Raw genomic sequence first — 16,912 nt, 5'->3', positions numbered from 1 at the left:
CACCCCCCATCCGTAAGCCGCGGGCCGAAAAGTCTGCGCATAACGTCTGGACCGCGCGGCATAGCCCGTTGTTATGGCAGGACGGGGCGATGCGTATCGCGCTGTGGCCCGTTGGCAATTCCGCCAGTGGGGCTGCGGGGTAACGCCATCGCGCAGCGCGGCGCGGTCAACTTCGCGCGGAGCCACGCTGTGTCGCGCTTCGCGGGGCGGCAGGCGACCGTTCCGACGTTCCGCAGTGCGGGGCATGGAAGGTCACACCAAAGTCGCACCATTTTCGCGGAGTGCCTGCGATGTAAAGAGCGCGCAGCGAGGCCACGCCTCAGGCAAGCAGAGCAAATCCTACATTGCGCTGGATGACCGAGATCGGGTGGGAACCAGTCATTCACCACCTCGGTGTAAAATCGCCCCCATGTCGAAATCTTTGCCCAGTCGCCTCGGTCTGACAGTCGTTGCGGTAAGTGGGGCGGTTACCCTGCTTGGCGGATGCCAAACTGCTGGCGAGCGGATGATGGCGCGGGCAGCGCGACAAGATACCTGCGGTGCGAAACGCTTGCAGGTTTTCGTCGGGCGTAAGGCCGATCAGACTACCCGCGAAGCAATTCAACGTGACATGTCCGACGCGCGTAGGCTCCGGTGGATAGCGCCGGGGGATGAAATACTGGCCGATCTAAACACAGGGCGGACCAGCATCTTGCTGAACGACGTTGGCGTGATCAAAAGTGTGGGTTGCTACTAAGCGGAAGGTCCCCAATTGGGGCGCCAGCGGTCATCCCTACACCCGACGCCCGTTCCACGGACGCGTGCTACGCCACGTCGATCACGCCCCGCAGCGCCTTGAGAAAATCGGTGGCGAGCGCCGTCAGCGGGCGGTTGTGCAGGTACATCGCATGCACCCCGAAGGTGATCGACGGCTTGAGCGGGCGCATCGCGAGGCCAGGGGCAAGCGAGGCCTGCGCAGTGAAGCTGTCGACCACGGTCATCCCTACGCCCTGCTGGACGAGCGCCGCGGCGATGTAGAAAGTCCGCGCGAGGATCACGTCGTCGAGCACGACACCTTGGCGCTGGACTTCCTGGGTGAACAATTGCCCCATCGGCCCGCTGGTCGCCAAGCTGATGAAGCGGTGCCCTTCGAGGCAGCGCATGTCGCAGCGCGGCGGCGCGTCGGGCATGTCCTGCTCGCGGTAGAACACCACCAGCTCGCCTTCGCCGAGCGGCTTGTGGTCGATCGGCGCCGCGGGCGGGACTTCATAAGCGATCGCAATGTCGGTCTCGCGCTCGAACAGCTTCCGCAGCAGATCGTCGTGATGGACGGTCTGCAGGTCGAACTTGACGTTCTCGCGCGTCCTGAGGAACTGCGCCACCGCGGTCGGCAGCGCCTGCAGCGCAAGGCTCGGCAGCGCCGATACGCGCAGCATGCCCCCCGCCCCGCGGCGCAGATTCTTGCCCGCCTCGCGCAGCGCATACACCCGGTCCTGGATCTCCGAGACTTCGGTGAACAGGGTATGCGCATCGTCGGTCGGCACCAGCCGGCCGTTGGTGCGCTGGAACAATTGGAAGCCGAGCAGGCTCTCGGCATGCCGCAGCATCTTCGACACCGACGGCTGCGACACGTTGAGCGCGCGCGCCGCTCCGCTGACCGAGCCGTTCACATAGACCGCGTGGAAAATCTCGATATGCCGCAGGTTCATGGCGGCGGAGACTATCGCCATTTGCGAAAAGGGAAAGCACCGCGATCAGGGTGCTGCGGATGGCCGCGCGGGGCAAGCGCCACCGTTGCGCCCAATTCTCCACAAATCATTAAGCATACCCCCCGCACATCACCGCAATCCCGCCTTAAACCTCGGTAGAGTAGCAAGGACGAAGTGAATCGCTTTGGCCGGGGGGTCGGGGTTTCGTGAAAACGCTGTTGCTGTCATTCCTTGCGCTGCTCGAAGCAGCCGCGCCCGTCGCCGCGCCGCCCGTCCTGGCGCCGCCGAGCCCGGTGCGGATCGAACGCCCGCGCGTCGCGATCATCGACAGCGGCGTCGCCAGGACCGCCGAGCTCGCCGCCCTGGTCTCCGCCGAATACGACATGGCCTCGGATCCCGGCCGCGCCGAATTCCAGCCCCGCTACGATCACGGCACGATGGTGGCGACGATCCTCGCCCGCGCCGTGCACGGCCAGGTCGACATCATCTCGTTCCGGATCGACGACCCCGCCGGCTGCCCCGCCGACGCCAATCCGCCGTGCCAGCCCTCCGCGGCGCCGGTCGCCCGCGCGATCCGCCGCGCCACCGATCTCGGCGTCGACGCGATCAACATCTCGCTCTCGCTCGATCCCGACCCGTCGATCACCGCCGCGATCGCCGATGCCGCCGCGCGCGGCATCCGCGTCGTGCTCGCCGCCGGCAACAATGGCTATGACCATCCCGGCAACCTCGGCCCCGCGCGCGCCGCCTTCCCCAACGCGGTGCTGGTCGGCGCGATCGATTCGAACGGCAAGCCGTGGAGCGGCACCAATCGCCCCGACGCCGCGCCCGAAGGTTACAATTATACCTGGCAGCTCGGCGTGAAGGTCCCCACCGCCGCGATCGACGGCCGCGCGGTCACCGGCACGGGCACTTCGTTCGCCGCCCCGCTGGAGACCGCACGCTTCCTCGCCAGCCGGACGACTGCGGCGAATTAGCAATCGGCCGGTTGCGGAGGCGGGCGGCGAAGGGCAGACTGCCGCCATGAAACTTTACCTTCTCCCGATCCTCGCGCTGCTCGGCGCCGCCCCCGCGCCCGCCCCCGAGGCCAAATGGCAGCGCATCTTCGACGGCAAGAGCCTCGCCGGCTGGACCCCCAAGATCACCGGCCGCGCACTGGGTGAAGACCCGCTGCACATGTTCATCGTGCAGAACGGCGCGATCCGCGTCTCGCACGCGCATTACACCAAATTCGAAGGCGAGTTCGGGCATCTCTTCTGGAAGACCCCGCTCAAGGCCTATCGCATCCGCTTCGACTATCGGCTGTTCGGCGAACCGCTGCCGGGGATCCAGGTCTGGCAGAACAGCAATTCCGGCCTGATGTTCCATGCCCAGGCACCGGCGACGATGCGCCGCGACCAGGATTTCCCGGTGAGTCTGGAATTCCAGCTGCTCGGCGTGCCGCGGCCGACGCGGGAGCCAACGGGCAATGTCTGCACCCCCGGCACCAGTATCGAGATCCAGGGCAAGCGCGACCCGCGCCACTGCATCCTGTCGACCTCGCCGCTGCTCCCGGTCGGCCGCTGGACCAAAGCCGAAGTCGAAGTGCTGCCCAACGGCCAGATCACCCATTTCATCGACGGCAAACCCGTGCTGCGTTATGCCGCGGTGGAGCTCGATCCCGCGGACAAGGACGCCCAGCCGCTGATCGCCGCGGCCGGCGGCAACCTCCAGCTCCGCCAGGGCTATATCGCGCTGCAGAGCGAGGGCCATCAGATCGAGTTCCGCAATATCGAGCTGCAGCGGCTGGATTGAGCCGCAGGGAGCTGCGGATTGCCGCCAGGGAGCATTCGCCTGGGGACCACGGAGAAGGCAACGTGCGGAAAGAGGATCGACCCGCCCCGCGAACCAGCGGCCCGATCATTCTCTTCGACGCCGAATGCGTGCTCTGCTCCACCAATGCCCGCTTCGTGCTGACCCACGATCATGCCGGCCGCTTCCGCCTGGCGTCCATGCAAGGCGCGGTCGGCGCGGCGCTTTACCGCCGCCACGGGATGGACCCGGGCAATCCGAGCAGCATGCTCGTCGTCGAAGAAGACCGGGTGCGTCAGGATAGCGATGCCGTGCTGAGCATCTACGAGGGTCTCGGTTTTCCCTGGCGCCTGCTCGGCATCCTGCGCGTCGTGCCGGCTGTCCTTCGCGATCCCGTTTACCGATGGGTGGCGCGAAACCGCTATCGCCTGTTCGGCAAGCGGGAGACCTGTTGGGTGGCGCCGCCGGAATATAGGGACAGGCTGCTGTGAGCGACGCGAGACGGGGCACGTGAAAATCCTGATCCTCGGCGGCTATGGCGTTTTCGGCGGACGCCTTGCGGAGCTGCTCTCGGATCTGCAGGTCGAGCTTTTGATCTGCGGTCGCGACTTCGCCCGTGCCCAGGCTTTCTGCACGCGATACGGCGGGCAGGCGGGGGTGCGCCCGGTCGCGCTCGACCGCGCCGATATCGTCGCGGGGCTGAATGCGCAGAAGCCCGATCTCGTAGTCGATGCTTCCGGGCCGTTCCAGGATTATGGCGCCGATCGCTACCGCGTCCTTTCGGCGTGTATCGATGCGGGGGTCGATTATCTCGATTTCGCCGATGCCGCCGATTTCGTGTTCGGCGTTCCGCAATTCGACGCGCGGGCGAAGGCGGCGGGGGTGTTCGTGCTCTCCGGTGTCAGCAGCTTTCCCGTGCTCACCGCAGCCGTGCTGCGCGAGATGGCCAGGACGATGGACATCATTTCCGTCGAAGGCGGCATCGCGCCTTCGCCTTACGCCGGGATTGGCCTCAACGTCATGCGCGCAGTGGTCGGCTATGCCGGCGCTCCGGTAAAGCTGCGGCGGCATGGAAGGGAGTCGCATGGCATCGGGCTGGCGGAAAGCCTGCGCACGACCATCGCCGTGCCCGGCCGGCTGCCGCTCCGGAACATCCGTTTCTCGCTGGTCGATGTGCCGGACCTGCAGGTGATTCCACCAGAGCATTCCATGATGACCGACATCTGGATGGGAGCCGGGCCAGTCCCGGAAATCCTGCATCGGATGCTCAATCTGCTGGCGATGGCCCCTACATCCCGTCGATGGCGGTTGCGGCAATCATCCGCAAGCAATTGGCGGGTAGCCGCCCGGATGCTGGTGCCCGATCGGGCGTGCGTGCTCTGGAACTCGCCGACTATGAGAGGATGTTCGAGGGCCGGAGCATCCATACCGGATTTCGCCAGCAAGAGGCGGATGCCCCACTGTACCGCAAGATCCTGGGATCGGCCTTTTCCACCCTGCCGCCCCGCCTACAGGAATTGCACGGAAGTTCCGCGGCGCGCGAATGGACCGGGTTCGCGGAGGTGCGACGTGGCCGTGGTCCCGCAGCCGTGCTTGTCGCGGCGCTTGTCGGCTTCCCGAGATCCGCAACACAGGTGCCGGTCACGGTGACCTTCTCGCCGGAGGGCGAAGCCGAACGCTGGGTCCGCAATTTCGGCGGCAAGCGCTTCTCTTCGCTGCAGTCGGCCGGCACCGGCAGGAATGAACATCTTCTGGTCGAGAAATTCGGGCCGGCGACGTTCGCGCTGGCCTTGATCGCGGAGAGCGGTCGGCTGACGCTGATTCCGAGACGCTGGTCTTTCCTGGGAATCCCCATGCCGAAATTCCTCCTGCCTGCCGGCTCGAGCTTCGAGACCGAGCGGGAGGGGCTATTCTGCTTCGACGTGGAGATTTCCACGCCTTTGATCGGGCGTATCGTGGCATATCGGGGAACGCTGCGTTGCTCCGGCCGCGCCAACGACCCCTTGGAGAGTGTTGGCGGCGCCGGACGGCCCTGATCGGCCCGTCGCTCAGACGTAATGCGGCTCGCCGCGCGTGTGCAGTTCCTCGTAATGGACCAAGGCCGGTTCCGGCCCCAGCGGCACCGGCTGCCCGTCGCGGAACGCCCATTCGCCGCGGTCGCAATCCTCGGCGCGGACATAGCCGTTGATGTAGAGCCGCCGCTGGTGGTCCGCGCGGTTGGTGCCCGATCCGTGCACCAGATAGGGGTTCCACAAAGCCAGGTCGCCGGGCTCGAGCACCAGGTCGATAGCGTCCTCCGCCGAAAGCCCCGCGGCGAGCAACACATCGTCGGCCATCGCGTTGCCGAGCACTTCGGACGCGGTGTCGAGGTCGATATCGCCTGCCAGATGCGTGCGCGGGAGGAAGCGCATGCACCCCGATCGCGGGGTATGCGAGTCGATCGCCAGCCCGGTCTGGACGTACGAAGTGCCGAGATTGCGATAATGGGCGTCGGGCTTGCGGAAGCGCGAATCCTGGTGCCAGGCGAAGTCGCCGATCCCGCCCGGTGCCTTCCAGTGCAATTGGTTGATGATCTGCTTGATGTCGCCGCCGATCAGCGGATCGAGCATCGCCACGAAGCGCGGGTCGCGCCGTACGCGCTCGAGCAAAGGCTGGTGATAAGACGGCCATTGCACCATCCGCACCAGCGGGGCGCCGTCCGGCCCCGGCACGACATTGTAGAACAGATTGCCATGGCGGAAGCTGCGGCCATGCGCGACGCCCTCGGCGTGGATCTGGTCGATCGCCGCGCCGATCTCGGCCACTTCGGCGGGAACGAAGAAGCCTCGCAGCACGGCATAGCCATCGCGCCGGAACTTGGCGACACTGTCGCCGGCATCGCCGCTCGGCGAGCCAGGCTGTTCGAAACCCACGCTTTCCTCCACGTCCGGACGCGGCGATCCTGGCCCGGCGATGCGCTCGGCGGCAAGACGCTTGCGCGCCGTGCCCGATGCCTTGCGGCTATAGCGCGGCGCGCCGCTTGAGCAGCCGGCCGATGCCCAGATGCTCGGGGGCTTCGCGCCCGCATTCGCGCTCGAGCTTGTCGCGGATCGCGATCAGTTCCTTCTCGCCGAGATGCTCGATCCCGATGAACTCGTTGCGGCCCTTGTCGAGCGCGCGGATCAGCTCGTCGAGCTTGGCCTGGATCGCCGCGGCGTCGCGATTCTGCGCATTCTGGATCAGAAACACCATCAGGAAGGTGACGATCGTCGTGCCGGTGTTGATCACCAGCTGCCAGGTGTCGGACCAGCCGAACAGCGGACCGCTGATCGCCCAGCCGATGATGATGAGGAAGGCGAAGACGAACGCCGCCGGCCTCCCCGCCCAAGCCGCGACTGCCTGTGCGAACCGCTCGAATATATCGCTCATATCTGTCTCCCGATGGGCGCCTTCGCATCCCTCGCCCGAGAGGGGTTACGCAACGTGTCAGTGGAATCCGCCCGAGTCGAAGCAAATCAGTTCCCCTGCGAACGCAGGGCCCCAGAGTCCAGCACGCACCGCTTGTGACCCTGGACCCCTGCTTTCGCAGGGGAACGGTGCCCGAATGAGGCGACTTTGATCTCCGCCAAGTTTGACCGGAGCTGGATGAGAGAGTGCGGCTGCATAGCTGACATCGGGGCGGAATGTCGGAACGGCCGGCGCCCCCTGGGCCAGAAATGCAAAAGGGGACCGGCATTGCTGCCAGTCCCCATGTCACCGGACTTCGGCTGCCGATCCCGAAGGACCGCGCTGCCTGGTTTCGGCGGCATGCTCCGCTCGCGCCGGCAAGGGCATGCGAGCTTCGCGTCGGTCACCAGGGCCGGTCGATCCGCTCGTCTCCGGAGAAACGAGCATGCTTCCGGCCTTCGGTGGCCCGCTTCATGACTTCGCCCGAAGGCGGAGCCATGGAGCCTTGCTGGATACGATTTCCCGAGCGATCCATCGGCTTCGGCTTTCGCTTGCGCGACAGTCTTGGCCCTGGCGTCTCTCTTCGGGCCGATCCCTCGGTCGATCTGCCGCTTGCGCGGGCCCATCGGCTTCGGTCTCGTCCATCAGGCAGATCCGTCGCTTCCGCTCGCGCTTGCGCGCTGGCTTCGGCATCGGGTTCGCCCGGCTCCGGCGTCTTCCGGTATCGCCGCGATGCTTGCGCACCGCCTTGATTCCGTGACTGCCGATGCTCTCGCATCCCCGTCTCGATCCAGCATGGTTTCCCGGAGGCACCTGCGCTCGATCGAGCCGTGTAAGTAGTTGGTTTTGCTCGGTTTCCCGTTGCCGAACCGTCTTCCTTACAAGACGAATGCTGTCACCGATCGCGAGTCGCGCAAAGTGCGAAATGCCCGCCGGAGGCTGTGGATAACGTGAATAACGGGGACAGAATGGCTTTAGCCGAGGTCCGGCGTCCAGTCTGGCGCGGCGAGCTCGAAGCCGGCAAAGTCGAAGCCGGGGACTACCACGCAGCTGACCAGCGCCCAGCCCGAGGGCGCCTCGGCCGATTGCCAGCGATTCGCCGGCACGCGCCACTGGGGCACATAGCCGCGGGTCACGTCGCCGCCAAGCGCGATCGTGCGGATCGCGCCATCCTCCTGCTCGACGCGCAGCTCGAGCGGCGATCCGGCATGCCACAACCACAATTCCTCGGCATCGACGCGGTGCCAATGCGATCTTTGCCCTTGCTCTAGCAGGAAATGGATCGCAGTGCCCGCCGAGCGGCCGGCTTCGGCAGACGCCCGCCACGTCTCGCGATACCAGCCGCCCTCGGGATGGGGAGCGAGCCCCAGCGTCTCGATGATCGTTCGTGGTGCGTTCATGTCACTTACCCCAACGTCAGATGAGCAACACGTAGTTTCAGGTTCATGAAACCCCGCGGCGCCGCAGGACGTTCCGCTAACGGTTTCTGCAAGTACAATCGATCTATGGGAGTGAATATATGCGTAAGTTGATCCTGGCGCTCAGCGCCGTCGCCGTGGCGATCCCCGCCGCAGTTGCCCTTCCGGCCCCCAAGGCTGAGGCAAAATCGTACGAATACAGCATGGATAGCCAGCGCCGTCGGAGCAGCTACAAGGAATGGCGTGGCCGTGACGGTCGCCGCTATTGCCGCAAGTCCAACGGTACCACCGGCCTGGTCGTCGGCGGCGTTGCCGGTGCATTGGTCGGCCGTTCGATCGACACCCGCGGTGAGCGCACCACCGGCACTTTGCTCGGTGCCGCTGCGGGCGCGCTCGCCGGCCGTGAGGTCGAGCGCAACACCGGCAGCCGCCGTCACTGCCGCTAAGGTCTGAAGATCGCACGCGGAGCATTAACCCTGGCGCGCTATATGCGCCGGATATGCTCCGCGTGCTGGTCCTTTCGACGCTGTTCCCCGACGTAACGCGTCCCAATTTCGGCATATTCGTCGAGCGCCAGACGCTCGCGCTCGCCGAGCGACCCGATCTCGAGGTTCGCGTCGTCGCCCCGATCGGTCTCCCGCCCCCGCCCCTTGATCGCCTGCCGCGCTATCGCGCCCTGGCCGCGACCCCCAAATTCGAAGCGTGGAAGGGCCTGCAGGTCCATCGCCCCCGCTTCCGCGCCTGGCCCGCCACCGGGGGCCGTTTTCACGCCCGCGCCATCGCCGCAGCAATCGGCCCGCTCCTTGCGGAAATCCGTCGCGACTTTCCCTTCGACGTGATCGATGCGGAGTTCTTCTTCCCCGACGGCGTCGCCGCCGTCGAACTCGGCCGCCGCCTGGACCTGCCGGTCTCGATCAAGGCGCGCGGATCGGACGTGCACTATTGGGCTCGCCAGCCCGCCACCGCCCCGCAGATCCGCGCCGCAGCGCACGCTGCCGACGGTCTCCTCTCGGTCTCCGAAGCCATGCGCGACGACATGACCGCGCTCGGGCTGCCCGGCGCGCGCACCGAGTGCATCGTCACCGGCGTGGACTTCATGCGCTTCGCCTCGGGCGATCGGGCGGACGCCAAGGCCGCGCTGGGCGTCGACGGCCCGCTGATCCTCTCGGTCGGCGCGCTGATTCCGCTCAAGGGCCACCAGATCGTCATCGAGGCGATCGCCGGCATGCCCGACGCCCAGCTTTGGATTGCGGGCGAAGGCCCTTTTCGGCCCCAATTGGAGGCGCAGATCGCCCGGCTCGGCCTCGCCGCGCGGGTGCACCTGCTCGGATCCGTTCCGCACGCCGACCTCCCTCGCCTTCTCACCGCCGCCGACGCGATGGCCCTGGCATCCGAGCGCGAAGGACTCGCCAATGCCTGGCTCGAGGCGCTTGCAAGCGGCACGCCGGTGGTGATCCCCGACGTCGGCGGCGCGCGGCAGGTGGTGCGCAGCGACGCCAGCGGGCGCATCGTTCCCCGCACGCCCGATGCCTTCGCTACCGCGCTGGCAGCCGTGCTCGCTTCCCCGCCCGATCCGGCGGCGGTCCGTGCCTCGATCGCGCCGTTCACCTGGGCGGCCAATAGCGAGCGGCTGCACGGCTTTCTCGGACGCCTGGTATCCGAACGTCGTCGGGCTGCGGCGCTTGGCGCGGGAAACACGCGTCATTGACGCCTTGGCAACACTCCGCTGCGATCCTGCGTTGACACGACAGGCGTTGATCCGTGACACTGGTGTTACGACACGCGGAGGATGATGATGGCAGGCAAGAAGAAGAAGGTCGACAAGTCGGCAACCAGCAATAGCTCGTTCCTCCCCAAGAGCATCGCCGGAGTGAAGCTTCCCAAGGCGATCCGGGGCAAACTAACCGACCTCGCCAAGCACCCGGTCGTCGCGGACATCATCGCCGCCGGGCTGGTCGCCATCGCCGCGAAGCTCAAGAATGAGCCCAAGGTGCAGAAGGGTGCCGCCAACGTGGCCGACACGGCCAAGGAGGCGGCCGAAAGCGTGGCGCAAGCCGCTGCAGACGTAGCGACTGCGATCGCCAAGCCCGTCGTCAAGCGTGCCCGCAAGGCGCCGGCCGCGGCACCGAAATCCGCCGCCGAGACGGCTGCGAAGCCGGTCGTTCGTCGCGCGCGCAAGCCTGCGGCTGCTGCTCCGGCCTCCGCTGCGGCGCCTCGCGCACGCAAGGCGCCGGCCGCTGCCGCCGAGCCCGCACCCAAGCCGCCGGCACGCCGAACCCGCAAGACTGCCGAGAGCGGCACTACCAAAGCGCGCACCGCGCGCCGGCCCGCACCCAAAAAGCCCTCGCCTCCCAAGACGCCCGAATAATCCCCCGCCAGCGCCGCGCCCGGGAGAATATCAAAAAGGGGGAACGTGCGCAGGATCGTCGTGAGCTGGAACTCCATGGCCTGCGCACGCGCTCGAACGGCTGACCTTCTTCTCGGACGCGGTGTTCGCGATCACGATCACGCTGCTGATCTGGCGCCGCTTTGCACGATCGCGGCGATGCCGTTCTTCACACACTGTCTTCGGAATATGATTGCCACCGCGTGCCGGTGCCGTCACCAGCCGATCGCGTGTGCCTGTTCGTCCCGATACTCGGCCAACCGGCGCTCGCGACCATCTTTCTCTCGCGTCTCTTGCTGCAGCGGAGTGCCGGCCGCGGCTGACTCTCTTCGCGCTCAGCGCCGTCTTGCTGCCCAAGCGCGCGCCTGACTGTCCGCAAGCGCGACGAGATCGCCTTGCGCGACATTCATGTCGATCAGGTGCAGACCCCAATTCCTGAGGATCTGCGTTCCTGCGACGACATCCCCCGCGATCCGATCGGTGCGTGGGTCGGCGGGATCGGCGTTGACCGTCACCGCCAGATAATTGAACCCGTCCTTGCGCACGCATTCGATCGAGATCAGCCCTGGCGTGCGCACGAACGGCGTCGTCACCGGCGCGCCGTCCCGGGTCCAGGGCGGAGTCTCGCCTTCGCCGAGCATTCCGCCCGCCGCGGCCAGATAAGGCTGGCTCACTGCATTTCCGCCGCCGAGCGCCGCGGGGTTGGTGCATCCAGCCTCGACTCCAGGACGGTCACCTTTGCCGAAACGGCTGTTGGACGGCGGCGGCGAGTCGGCACGGAAGCTGGCAAAGGTCACGCGCAACCGCTTTGCGCGGCGCTACGGCACAGCGGAATGCTGCTGTAGAGCGCGCCGACATCCTTGCCCTCGGGAACCGGAACGCTGCTGCCGATCAGCATCCGAGATCATCCGGTCCGCCGCGGGCTTGCCTTCGATCTCGCGTTTGAGCAGCTGCGTGAGGATCATCGATCCTTGGCTGTGCCCGATCAGCACGACGCCGCGGCCCTTATTGTCGTGCGCCAGATAGTCGTCCCAGGCCGCCTTGACGTCGCGATAGGCGAGGTCGCGGTCGATCGCCGGCGTCGCCCCGCCGATCATCGAACGCAGCGCAGTCAGCGTCACCTGCCGGTACATAGGCGCGAACAGCCGGCACTTCGCACCGAACCGCGCCGCCTGGAGCTGCACCACGCGCCGCTCTTCCGGCCCCGGCATCAGATCGCTGTTGCCGCCGGGATCATTCGAAATCGTTGGATAGACATAGAAGCAGTCGAACCTGGGCGTCTCGCCGCAGCGAAGCGTTCGATCGTGCGCGTGCCGTCCGCCGCAATCACCGTGGCGTCGAGATTTTGCGTGCACGCTTCATGGTGGACGGGCCGGCAAAGCCAATTGGCGGGCCGCCGATAGTCGGGGTCCTGCGCCTGCGCCGAAAGCGCGAACGACAGGGCGAACAGCGACAGCATCGGCAACCTCCCCCAAGATTGCCGCCATTGTTAGCGGCCCGCGCGGTTCCGTCCAGCGCAGACCGTTACAAACGCGAACGGCCGCCGGAGCGAAGCATCTGCCTCGCCCCGGCGGCCGTTACGACGCGCGTCAGAGAGTCGGGCTGACCAGCTGCGGCTGCGGCATCTTGCCGAGGCGGACCTGGCGGCCGAAGATGTCGCGCATCAGCGCGAGCGAGAAGAGATGCGCGTAGATCAGCGGCAGCATGCCGTTCTGGACGATTTTCCGAAGCTGGTCGCCGCGCAGCTCGTTGAGCTTGTTCTCGTCGATCATCATGAAGCCGCGATAGATGAAGGGCTGCTCGTTGCCCTCCTGCTGGATCGTGACTTCGCCGTCGATCAGGATGTCGAGCTCCTTAAGGTCCTTCATGAACATCGCAGTGCGCGCGCCGGCCTGTTCGAACTGCTCGTTGAACTGGAGGATGTTCTTGGTGGTCTCGGTCGGCTCGCCATTCTCGAAGAGCTTGTCGCCGTCCTCGAACGCGCCGATCGTGTCCGACGACGGATCGAAGCAGAGCGACAGCTCGTCAGCGTCGGGACGCAGCCGGGCAAGCAGATAGGGATAGCGGCGGATATAGGCCGGAACGTAGAAGTTCGGCTCGAGCAGCGTACCTTCGTCGTCGAAGAAGGTGTTCACGCCTTCGTTGAGCCCCATCAGCGCGAGCGGAACGGGATCGTCGCCCACCGAGAACACGATCGGCAGGAAGCGCTGAACCAGCGGGAATTCCTCGACCGTGACCGGCACCGCGTGCTGCTTGGCCAGGAACGGCGCCTTGTCGCGGACGCGGATGCGGAAATCAGCATGGGCCTGGCTCGAAAGCGGCTCGAGCTGGCTGTAGAACAAGGGTAGCGACTGCTGTGGCGCGCTGGCCATCCGAAACTCTCCTGCGAATGATTGCTGAAATCGTGAAATTCGGGCGAAGGTCTATGGTCTAGCGGCGTCGGGCGCAAGCGTGACCAGTTTGCCCGGATTGAGAATATTGTGCGGATCGAGCGCAGCCTTGATCGCGCGCAGCGCCGTCATTCGCGACGGCGCGCTCAATCGCGCGAGTTCATCGCGCTTCATCTGGCCGATCCCGTGCTCGGCCGAGATCGATCCGCCCGCCGCGACGACCATGTCATGGACATGGCGCGAGATCCGCGGACCGTCTTCGGCATACCAGGCCTGCGGGTCGACACCCCTGGGCGCGCGGACGTGGAAATGGACGTTTCCGTCACCGAGATGGCCGTACGCCACGGCTTCGGTTCCCGGAAACCGCGCCTCGACCTCGGCGCCGCCTTCGACCATGAAGCGCGGCATGTCCTCGACCGGGACCGAGATGTCGTGCTGAAGCGCTGGGCCACCCGCGCGCTCTGCCTCCGAGATCGAATGGCGGATGCGCCAGAAATCCTCGGCCTGCGCTTCGCTCGCCGCAATAACCGCGTCCCCGGCGAGCCCCGCCAACGCCGGCGCGAGCAGCCGCTCGAGCAACGCGGCAGGTGCCTCGGCCGCCGGATCGGTCGTTACCGCCTCGATCAGCACGTGCCAGTCATGCGCAGTCGCGAGCGGACGCCGCGTGCCGGGCACGTGGCGCAGCACGAGTTCCAGCGTCTTTTCAGGCAGGATCTCGAAGCTTTCGACCGCATTGGTGCCACCCTCGAGCATGCGCAGCAGGTCGAGCGCCTTGGCCGGGCTTTCGACGCCGACCCACGCCACTGCCCGCGCCGCTATTCCGGGGACCAGCCGCAGAGTCGCCGCGGTGACGATGCCCAGCGTCCCCTCGGCGCCGATCAGCAACTGGTTGAGGTCGTATCCGCGATTGTCCTTCTTGAGCGCGGCGATCCCGTTGTGAATCGAACCGTCCGGAAGCACCGCCTCGACTCCCGCAACCAGGCTGCGCATCGTCCCGAAGCGGAGCACCTGCGTACCCCCGGCATTGGTCGAGACCAGCCCGCCGATCGTCGCGCTGCCGCGCGCGCCCAGGTCCATCGGGAAGCGCCGGCCCGCATCCTCCGCCGCCGCGCGGAGATCGGCCAGGATCACCCCCCCTTCGGCAACGGCGAGGTTGCTGACCGGGGAGAGCGCACGGATCCGGTTCATACGGCGCAGCGACACCAACAGCGCCGAGCCATCGGCGGGCGGCGTGGCGCCGCCGACCATCCCGGTATTCCCACCCTGCGGCACCAGCGGCACCCCCGCCTCCGCCGCCAGCCCGACGATCGCCGCCACTTCCTCGGTCGATCCCGGCGACAGCAGCGCCGGCGCTTCCCCGTGACAGCGGCCGCGCCAGTCGCTCAGCCACGGCGCGATCGCCTCCGCGTCGGTGGTCGCGGCCTTGGGACCGAAGCGTTGCAGGACGGTCTCGACAAGCTGGTTTTGTACTGGTGTCATGGCCGCGCCCGGTTAGCACGGCGCGCGATAGTTCATCCACTGTTCAAAACTAAGCCTTAATAGCCTCGCCAGACATGCTGAACCCGCTGATTGCCGCCTCCGGTCTCCTGCTGTTGCTCGCTGCCCCGGCCTCGCCGCCGGAGCCGCTCGACTGGGACGTGACCACGCACCTGCTTCAGACGCAGCGCGCCACCATCCATGTCCCGCGCATCACAGTCCGCACCACCACGATCATCCTGCGCACGCCGCGCCCGATCGCCCTGGTCGAGAAGAAGGCCGACGATTGCGTCAAGATGGAAGACCTTGCCGGCTTCTCGGTCAATCGCTTCGACAGCGTCGATCTGGTGCTCAGGAACGGCGCGCTGCTCCGCGCCAAATTGGGCAATGATTGTCCGGCGCTCGGTTTCTACGGGGGCTTTTACGTCAAGGCGAACAAGGACAGGAAGATGTGCGCCAAACGCGACACGATCCGCTCGCGATCGGGCCGCCAGTGCGCCGTGCAGTCCTTCGCATCGCTGGTCCCAGCGCGCTGAAGGCGTCTCCCGGCTTGACATCTCGGCCCAAATCCGCAAGCGCGTGAAGGCTTTGGCGGCATGGGTAACCATGCCCTTTTCCGGAAAATTACATGAGCTTTGCCGATCTCGGCCTTTCTGACGACCTGCTGCGTGCAGTGACCGATTCGGGTTACACCGAGCCGACTCCGATCCAGCGCCAGGCGATTCCCTCCGTGCTGATGGGCAAGGACCTGATCGGCATCGCCCAGACGGGGACGGGCAAGACCGCCGCCTTCGTGCTGCCGATGATCGACATCCTCGGCGAAGGGCGCACCCGCGCGCTGATGCCGCGCAGCCTGATCCTCGAGCCGACGCGCGAACTCGCCGCGCAGGTCGCCGAGAATTTCGACAAATATGGCGTCAACCACAAGCTCTCGATGGCGCTGCTCATCGGCGGCGTGCAGATGGGCGACCAGGTCAAGGCGCTCGAAAAGGGCGTCGACGTCCTCATCGCCACCCCGGGCCGGCTGATGGACCTGTTCGGCCGCGGCAAGATCCTGCTCACCGGTTGCAGCCTGCTCGTCATCGACGAGGCCGACCGGATGCTCGACATGGGGTTCATCCCCGATATCGAAGAGATCTGCACCAAGCTGCCCAAGACCCGCCAGACCCTGCTCTTCTCGGCGACGATGCCGCCGGTGATCAAGAAGCTCGCCGACAAGTTCCTCACCGATCCCAAGCGCGTCGAAGTCGCGCGCCCGGCGACGGCGAACGTCAACATCAGGCAGTGGGTCGTCAACGTCGCCGCAGCCAAGAAGCGCGACGTGCTGCGCGAGCTGCTCCGCGCCGAGGACGTGACCACTGCGATCATCTTCTGCAACCGCAAGACCACCGTCCGCGACCTCAACAAGAGCCTGCAGAAGAGCGGCTTCCGCTCGACCGAGATTCATGGCGACATGGAACAGTCGCAGCGCATCGCCGAGCTCGACCGGTTCAAGGCCGGGACGGTCAACATCCTCGTCGCCTCCGACGTCGCCGCGCGCGGGCTCGACATCAAGGGCGTCAGCCACGTCTTCAATTTCGACGCGCCCTGGCATCCCGACGATTATGTCCATCGCATCGGCCGCACCGGCCGCGCGGGCGCGACCGGCATCGCTTATACCCTGGTGACGCCCGAAGACGCCGAGAACATCGCCGAGATCGAAAAGCTCACCGGGATGAAGATCGAGCGCATGAAGCCGGCCGGCGGCGAAGCGGTGCGCGAGGAAGCGCCGGCGGAAGAGCGCAAGCCCGCGGCCCGGCGGCGCGGTGGGCGCAAGGTCGAAGCGGCACCTGCCCGCACGCCCGAGCCCGTGGAAGCCGAAGTCGAAGTCGAAACGGCACCCGTGCCCGAGGCCCGCCCGGCGCGCGAACCCGCGCCACAGCGCGAGGCGACACCCCGCCGCGAACGCGAAGAACGCAGCGGCCGTGGCCGCGGACGCGACGAGCGCCCGAACCGCGAACCGCGCCGCGATGCGCAATCGTCGCAGGACGGCCCCGACGACGGCTGGAACGGCCCTGTCCCGGACTTCCTGAAGTACACGCTGGGCGCGTGACCGCGGCGCCGGGCGCCGGATCGACTCCGATCCCGTCGCCGTGCACCAATATCTGCCGGATCGACGTCGCCAGCGGCTGGTGCATCGGCTGTGGTCGCACGCTCGACGAGATCGTCCGCTGGGGCAGCACCGACGACGCGGATCGCGCTATGGTGATGGCGCAATTGCCGGAGCGTAGGAAGAAGCTCTAAGCCCCTCCGGAATGGAAGCGGCATTAGAGTCGAGCCCAGCTGCTTTCGCAGGGG

At 66.6% G+C, this 16,912-nt stretch carries 20 protein-coding genes and 1 pseudogene; 12 read left to right on the top strand and 9 right to left on the bottom strand.

The annotated features are described in order from the left end of the window. Positions 1-73 precede the first annotated feature (73 nt). On the top strand, positions 74-736 hold the full coding sequence (locus E5A73_RS22025) for an I78 family peptidase inhibitor (RefSeq protein ID WP_135964546.1): 663 nt from the start codon (positions 74-76) through the stop codon (positions 734-736). Between the two features lie 67 nt (positions 737-803). Here E5A73_RS22025 and E5A73_RS14495 read toward each other — a convergent pair whose 3' ends face one another. Beyond that, complete coding sequence (locus E5A73_RS14495) at positions 804-1,688, bottom strand: LysR family transcriptional regulator (protein ID WP_135964545.1); 885 nt, start codon at positions 1,686-1,688, stop codon at positions 804-806. A 206-nt stretch (positions 1,689-1,894) separates the two neighbouring features. Between E5A73_RS14495 and E5A73_RS14490 the strand changes: the two genes are divergently transcribed. The 5 genes and pseudogenes from E5A73_RS14490 to E5A73_RS21785 all read left to right on the top strand — a co-directional run bounded on the left by E5A73_RS14490 (position 1,895) and on the right by E5A73_RS21785 (position 5,515). Next, positions 1,895-2,665, top strand: coding sequence for a S8 family peptidase (locus E5A73_RS14490; protein WP_168355938.1), 771 nt, complete (start codon positions 1,895-1,897; stop codon positions 2,663-2,665). A gap of 46 nt (positions 2,666-2,711) precedes the next feature. Continuing rightward, positions 2,712-3,482 (top strand): 3-keto-disaccharide hydrolase, encoded by a 771-nt coding sequence (locus E5A73_RS14485; RefSeq protein ID WP_135964543.1) that lies wholly within the window; start codon positions 2,712-2,714, stop codon positions 3,480-3,482. Between the two features lie 62 nt (positions 3,483-3,544). Next, positions 3,545-3,970 carry a thiol-disulfide oxidoreductase DCC family protein gene (locus tag E5A73_RS14480; protein WP_135964542.1) on the top strand — a complete coding sequence of 142 codons (426 nt, stop codon included), beginning with the start codon at positions 3,545-3,547 and terminating at the stop codon, positions 3,968-3,970. A 19-nt stretch (positions 3,971-3,989) separates the two neighbouring features. Next, positions 3,990-4,349 (top strand): annotated as a pseudogene (locus E5A73_RS21790) (saccharopine dehydrogenase NADP-binding domain-containing protein); the annotation flags it as partial. A 431-nt stretch (positions 4,350-4,780) separates the two neighbouring features. Next, entirely contained in the window at positions 4,781-5,515 is a 735-nt protein-coding gene (locus tag E5A73_RS21785) for a DUF4166 domain-containing protein (RefSeq protein ID WP_338112869.1), read from the top strand. A 12-nt stretch (positions 5,516-5,527) separates the two neighbouring features. Here the strand turns inward: E5A73_RS21785 and E5A73_RS14470 are convergent, their stop codons facing one another. From E5A73_RS14470 to E5A73_RS14460, 3 genes are all read right to left on the bottom strand, one after another. Then, complete coding sequence (locus tag E5A73_RS14470; protein ID WP_168355937.1) at positions 5,528-6,391, bottom strand: phytanoyl-CoA dioxygenase family protein; 864 nt, start codon at positions 6,389-6,391, stop codon at positions 5,528-5,530. A gap of 88 nt (positions 6,392-6,479) precedes the next feature. Then, positions 6,480-6,887 carry a low affinity iron permease family protein gene (locus E5A73_RS14465; RefSeq protein WP_135964540.1) on the bottom strand — a complete coding sequence of 136 codons (408 nt, stop codon included), beginning with the start codon at positions 6,885-6,887 and terminating at the stop codon, positions 6,480-6,482. Between the two features lie 992 nt (positions 6,888-7,879). Then, a complete protein-coding gene (locus tag E5A73_RS14460) occupies positions 7,880-8,305 on the bottom strand; it encodes a cupin domain-containing protein (RefSeq protein WP_135964539.1) in 426 nt (141 codons plus the stop codon). 119 nt (positions 8,306-8,424) lie between these two features. Between E5A73_RS14460 and E5A73_RS14455 the strand changes: the two genes are divergently transcribed. The 3 genes from E5A73_RS14455 (at position 8,425) to E5A73_RS14445 (ending at position 10,691) form a co-directional block, all read left to right on the top strand. Further along, positions 8,425-8,769 (top strand): glycine zipper 2TM domain-containing protein, encoded by a 345-nt coding sequence (locus E5A73_RS14455; RefSeq protein WP_135964538.1) that lies wholly within the window; start codon positions 8,425-8,427, stop codon positions 8,767-8,769. 53 nt (positions 8,770-8,822) lie between these two features. Further along, a complete protein-coding gene (locus tag E5A73_RS14450) occupies positions 8,823-10,031 on the top strand; it encodes a glycosyltransferase (protein WP_135964537.1) in 1,209 nt (402 codons plus the stop codon). Between the two features lie 87 nt (positions 10,032-10,118). Further along, positions 10,119-10,691: a hypothetical protein gene (locus tag E5A73_RS14445; RefSeq protein WP_206366499.1), complete on the top strand. Its 573-nt coding sequence runs from the start codon at positions 10,119-10,121 to the stop codon at positions 10,689-10,691. A 353-nt stretch (positions 10,692-11,044) separates the two neighbouring features. On the opposite strand, the gene E5A73_RS14435 is transcribed toward E5A73_RS14445, so the two are convergent. From E5A73_RS14435 to E5A73_RS14420, 5 genes are all read right to left on the bottom strand, one after another. Then, positions 11,045-11,506, bottom strand: coding sequence for a hypothetical protein (locus E5A73_RS14435; RefSeq protein ID WP_135964536.1), 462 nt, complete (start codon positions 11,504-11,506; stop codon positions 11,045-11,047). 21 nt (positions 11,507-11,527) lie between these two features. Further along, a complete protein-coding gene (locus E5A73_RS14430) occupies positions 11,528-11,920 on the bottom strand; it encodes a DUF3089 domain-containing protein (protein WP_240700194.1) in 393 nt (130 codons plus the stop codon). Continuing rightward, positions 11,920-12,168 carry a hypothetical protein gene (locus tag E5A73_RS21780; protein WP_240700193.1) on the bottom strand — a complete coding sequence of 83 codons (249 nt, stop codon included), beginning with the start codon at positions 12,166-12,168 and terminating at the stop codon, positions 11,920-11,922. Before E5A73_RS21780 ends, E5A73_RS14430 begins: the two co-directional genes overlap by 1 nt. A gap of 130 nt (positions 12,169-12,298) precedes the next feature. Beyond that, a complete protein-coding gene (locus tag E5A73_RS14425; RefSeq protein WP_135964534.1) occupies positions 12,299-13,081 on the bottom strand; it encodes a SapC family protein in 783 nt (260 codons plus the stop codon). A gap of 51 nt (positions 13,082-13,132) precedes the next feature. Beyond that, positions 13,133-14,578, bottom strand: a complete 1,446-nt coding sequence (locus tag E5A73_RS14420; RefSeq protein WP_135964533.1) for an FAD-binding oxidoreductase — start codon at positions 14,576-14,578, stop codon at positions 13,133-13,135. Positions 14,579-14,652: 74 nt separating this feature from the next. Here E5A73_RS14420 and E5A73_RS14415 point away from each other — a divergent pair, with 74 nt between their 5' ends. From E5A73_RS14415 to E5A73_RS14405, 3 genes are all read left to right on the top strand, one after another. Next, positions 14,653-15,111 carry a hypothetical protein gene (locus E5A73_RS14415; RefSeq protein WP_135964532.1) on the top strand — a complete coding sequence of 153 codons (459 nt, stop codon included), beginning with the start codon at positions 14,653-14,655 and terminating at the stop codon, positions 15,109-15,111. 92 nt (positions 15,112-15,203) lie between these two features. Beyond that, positions 15,204-16,667: a DEAD/DEAH box helicase gene (locus E5A73_RS14410; RefSeq protein ID WP_135964531.1), complete on the top strand. Its 1,464-nt coding sequence runs from the start codon at positions 15,204-15,206 to the stop codon at positions 16,665-16,667. Continuing rightward, the gene (locus tag E5A73_RS14405) at positions 16,664-16,858 is read left to right on the top strand and encodes a DUF1289 domain-containing protein (RefSeq protein WP_135964530.1); all 195 of its coding nucleotides are present in this window, start codon (positions 16,664-16,666) and stop codon (positions 16,856-16,858) included. The genes E5A73_RS14410 and E5A73_RS14405 overlap by 4 nt, the downstream gene beginning before the upstream one ends. The last annotated feature ends 54 nt before the right edge of the window (positions 16,859-16,912 follow it).

This window comes from Sphingomonas gei (genome assembly GCF_004792685.1).
GTDB classification, from domain to species: domain Bacteria; phylum Pseudomonadota; class Alphaproteobacteria; order Sphingomonadales; family Sphingomonadaceae; genus Sphingomonas; species Sphingomonas gei.
The sequence above is the reverse complement of the archived record's forward strand: the minus strand, read 5'-3'. Positions and strand labels throughout refer to the sequence as shown.

Bases quoted from the DNA above. Each gene is read 5' to 3' on its own strand.
- E5A73_RS14455 (WP_135964538.1), top strand. From the start codon at position 8,425: ATGCGTAAGTTGATCCTGGCGCTCAGCGCCGTCGCCGTGGCGATCCCC.
- E5A73_RS21785 (WP_338112869.1), top strand. From the start codon at position 4,781: ATGGCGGTTGCGGCAATCATCCGCAAGCAATTGGCGGGTAGCCGCCCG.
- E5A73_RS14485 (WP_135964543.1), top strand. From the start codon at position 2,712: ATGAAACTTTACCTTCTCCCGATCCTCGCGCTGCTCGGCGCCGCCCCC.
- E5A73_RS22025 (WP_135964546.1), top strand. From the start codon at position 74: ATGGCAGGACGGGGCGATGCGTATCGCGCTGTGGCCCGTTGGCAATTC.
- E5A73_RS14410 (WP_135964531.1), top strand. From the start codon at position 15,204: ATGAGCTTTGCCGATCTCGGCCTTTCTGACGACCTGCTGCGTGCAGTG.
- E5A73_RS21780 (WP_240700193.1), bottom strand. From the start codon at position 12,168: ATGCTGTCGCTGTTCGCCCTGTCGTTCGCGCTTTCGGCGCAGGCGCAG.
- E5A73_RS14465 (WP_135964540.1), bottom strand. From the start codon at position 6,887: ATGAGCGATATATTCGAGCGGTTCGCACAGGCAGTCGCGGCTTGGGCG.
- E5A73_RS14420 (WP_135964533.1), bottom strand. From the start codon at position 14,578: ATGACACCAGTACAAAACCAGCTTGTCGAGACCGTCCTGCAACGCTTC.
- E5A73_RS14450 (WP_135964537.1), top strand. From the start codon at position 8,823: ATGCTCCGCGTGCTGGTCCTTTCGACGCTGTTCCCCGACGTAACGCGT.
- E5A73_RS14495 (WP_135964545.1), bottom strand. From the start codon at position 1,688: ATGAACCTGCGGCATATCGAGATTTTCCACGCGGTCTATGTGAACGGC.
- E5A73_RS14445 (WP_206366499.1), top strand. From the start codon at position 10,119: ATGGCAGGCAAGAAGAAGAAGGTCGACAAGTCGGCAACCAGCAATAGC.
- E5A73_RS14425 (WP_135964534.1), bottom strand. From the start codon at position 13,081: ATGGCCAGCGCGCCACAGCAGTCGCTACCCTTGTTCTACAGCCAGCTC.
- E5A73_RS14460 (WP_135964539.1), bottom strand. From the start codon at position 8,305: ATGAACGCACCACGAACGATCATCGAGACGCTGGGGCTCGCTCCCCAT.
- E5A73_RS14430 (WP_240700194.1), bottom strand. From the start codon at position 11,920: ATGCCGGGGCCGGAAGAGCGGCGCGTGGTGCAGCTCCAGGCGGCGCGG.
- E5A73_RS14415 (WP_135964532.1), top strand. From the start codon at position 14,653: ATGCTGAACCCGCTGATTGCCGCCTCCGGTCTCCTGCTGTTGCTCGCT.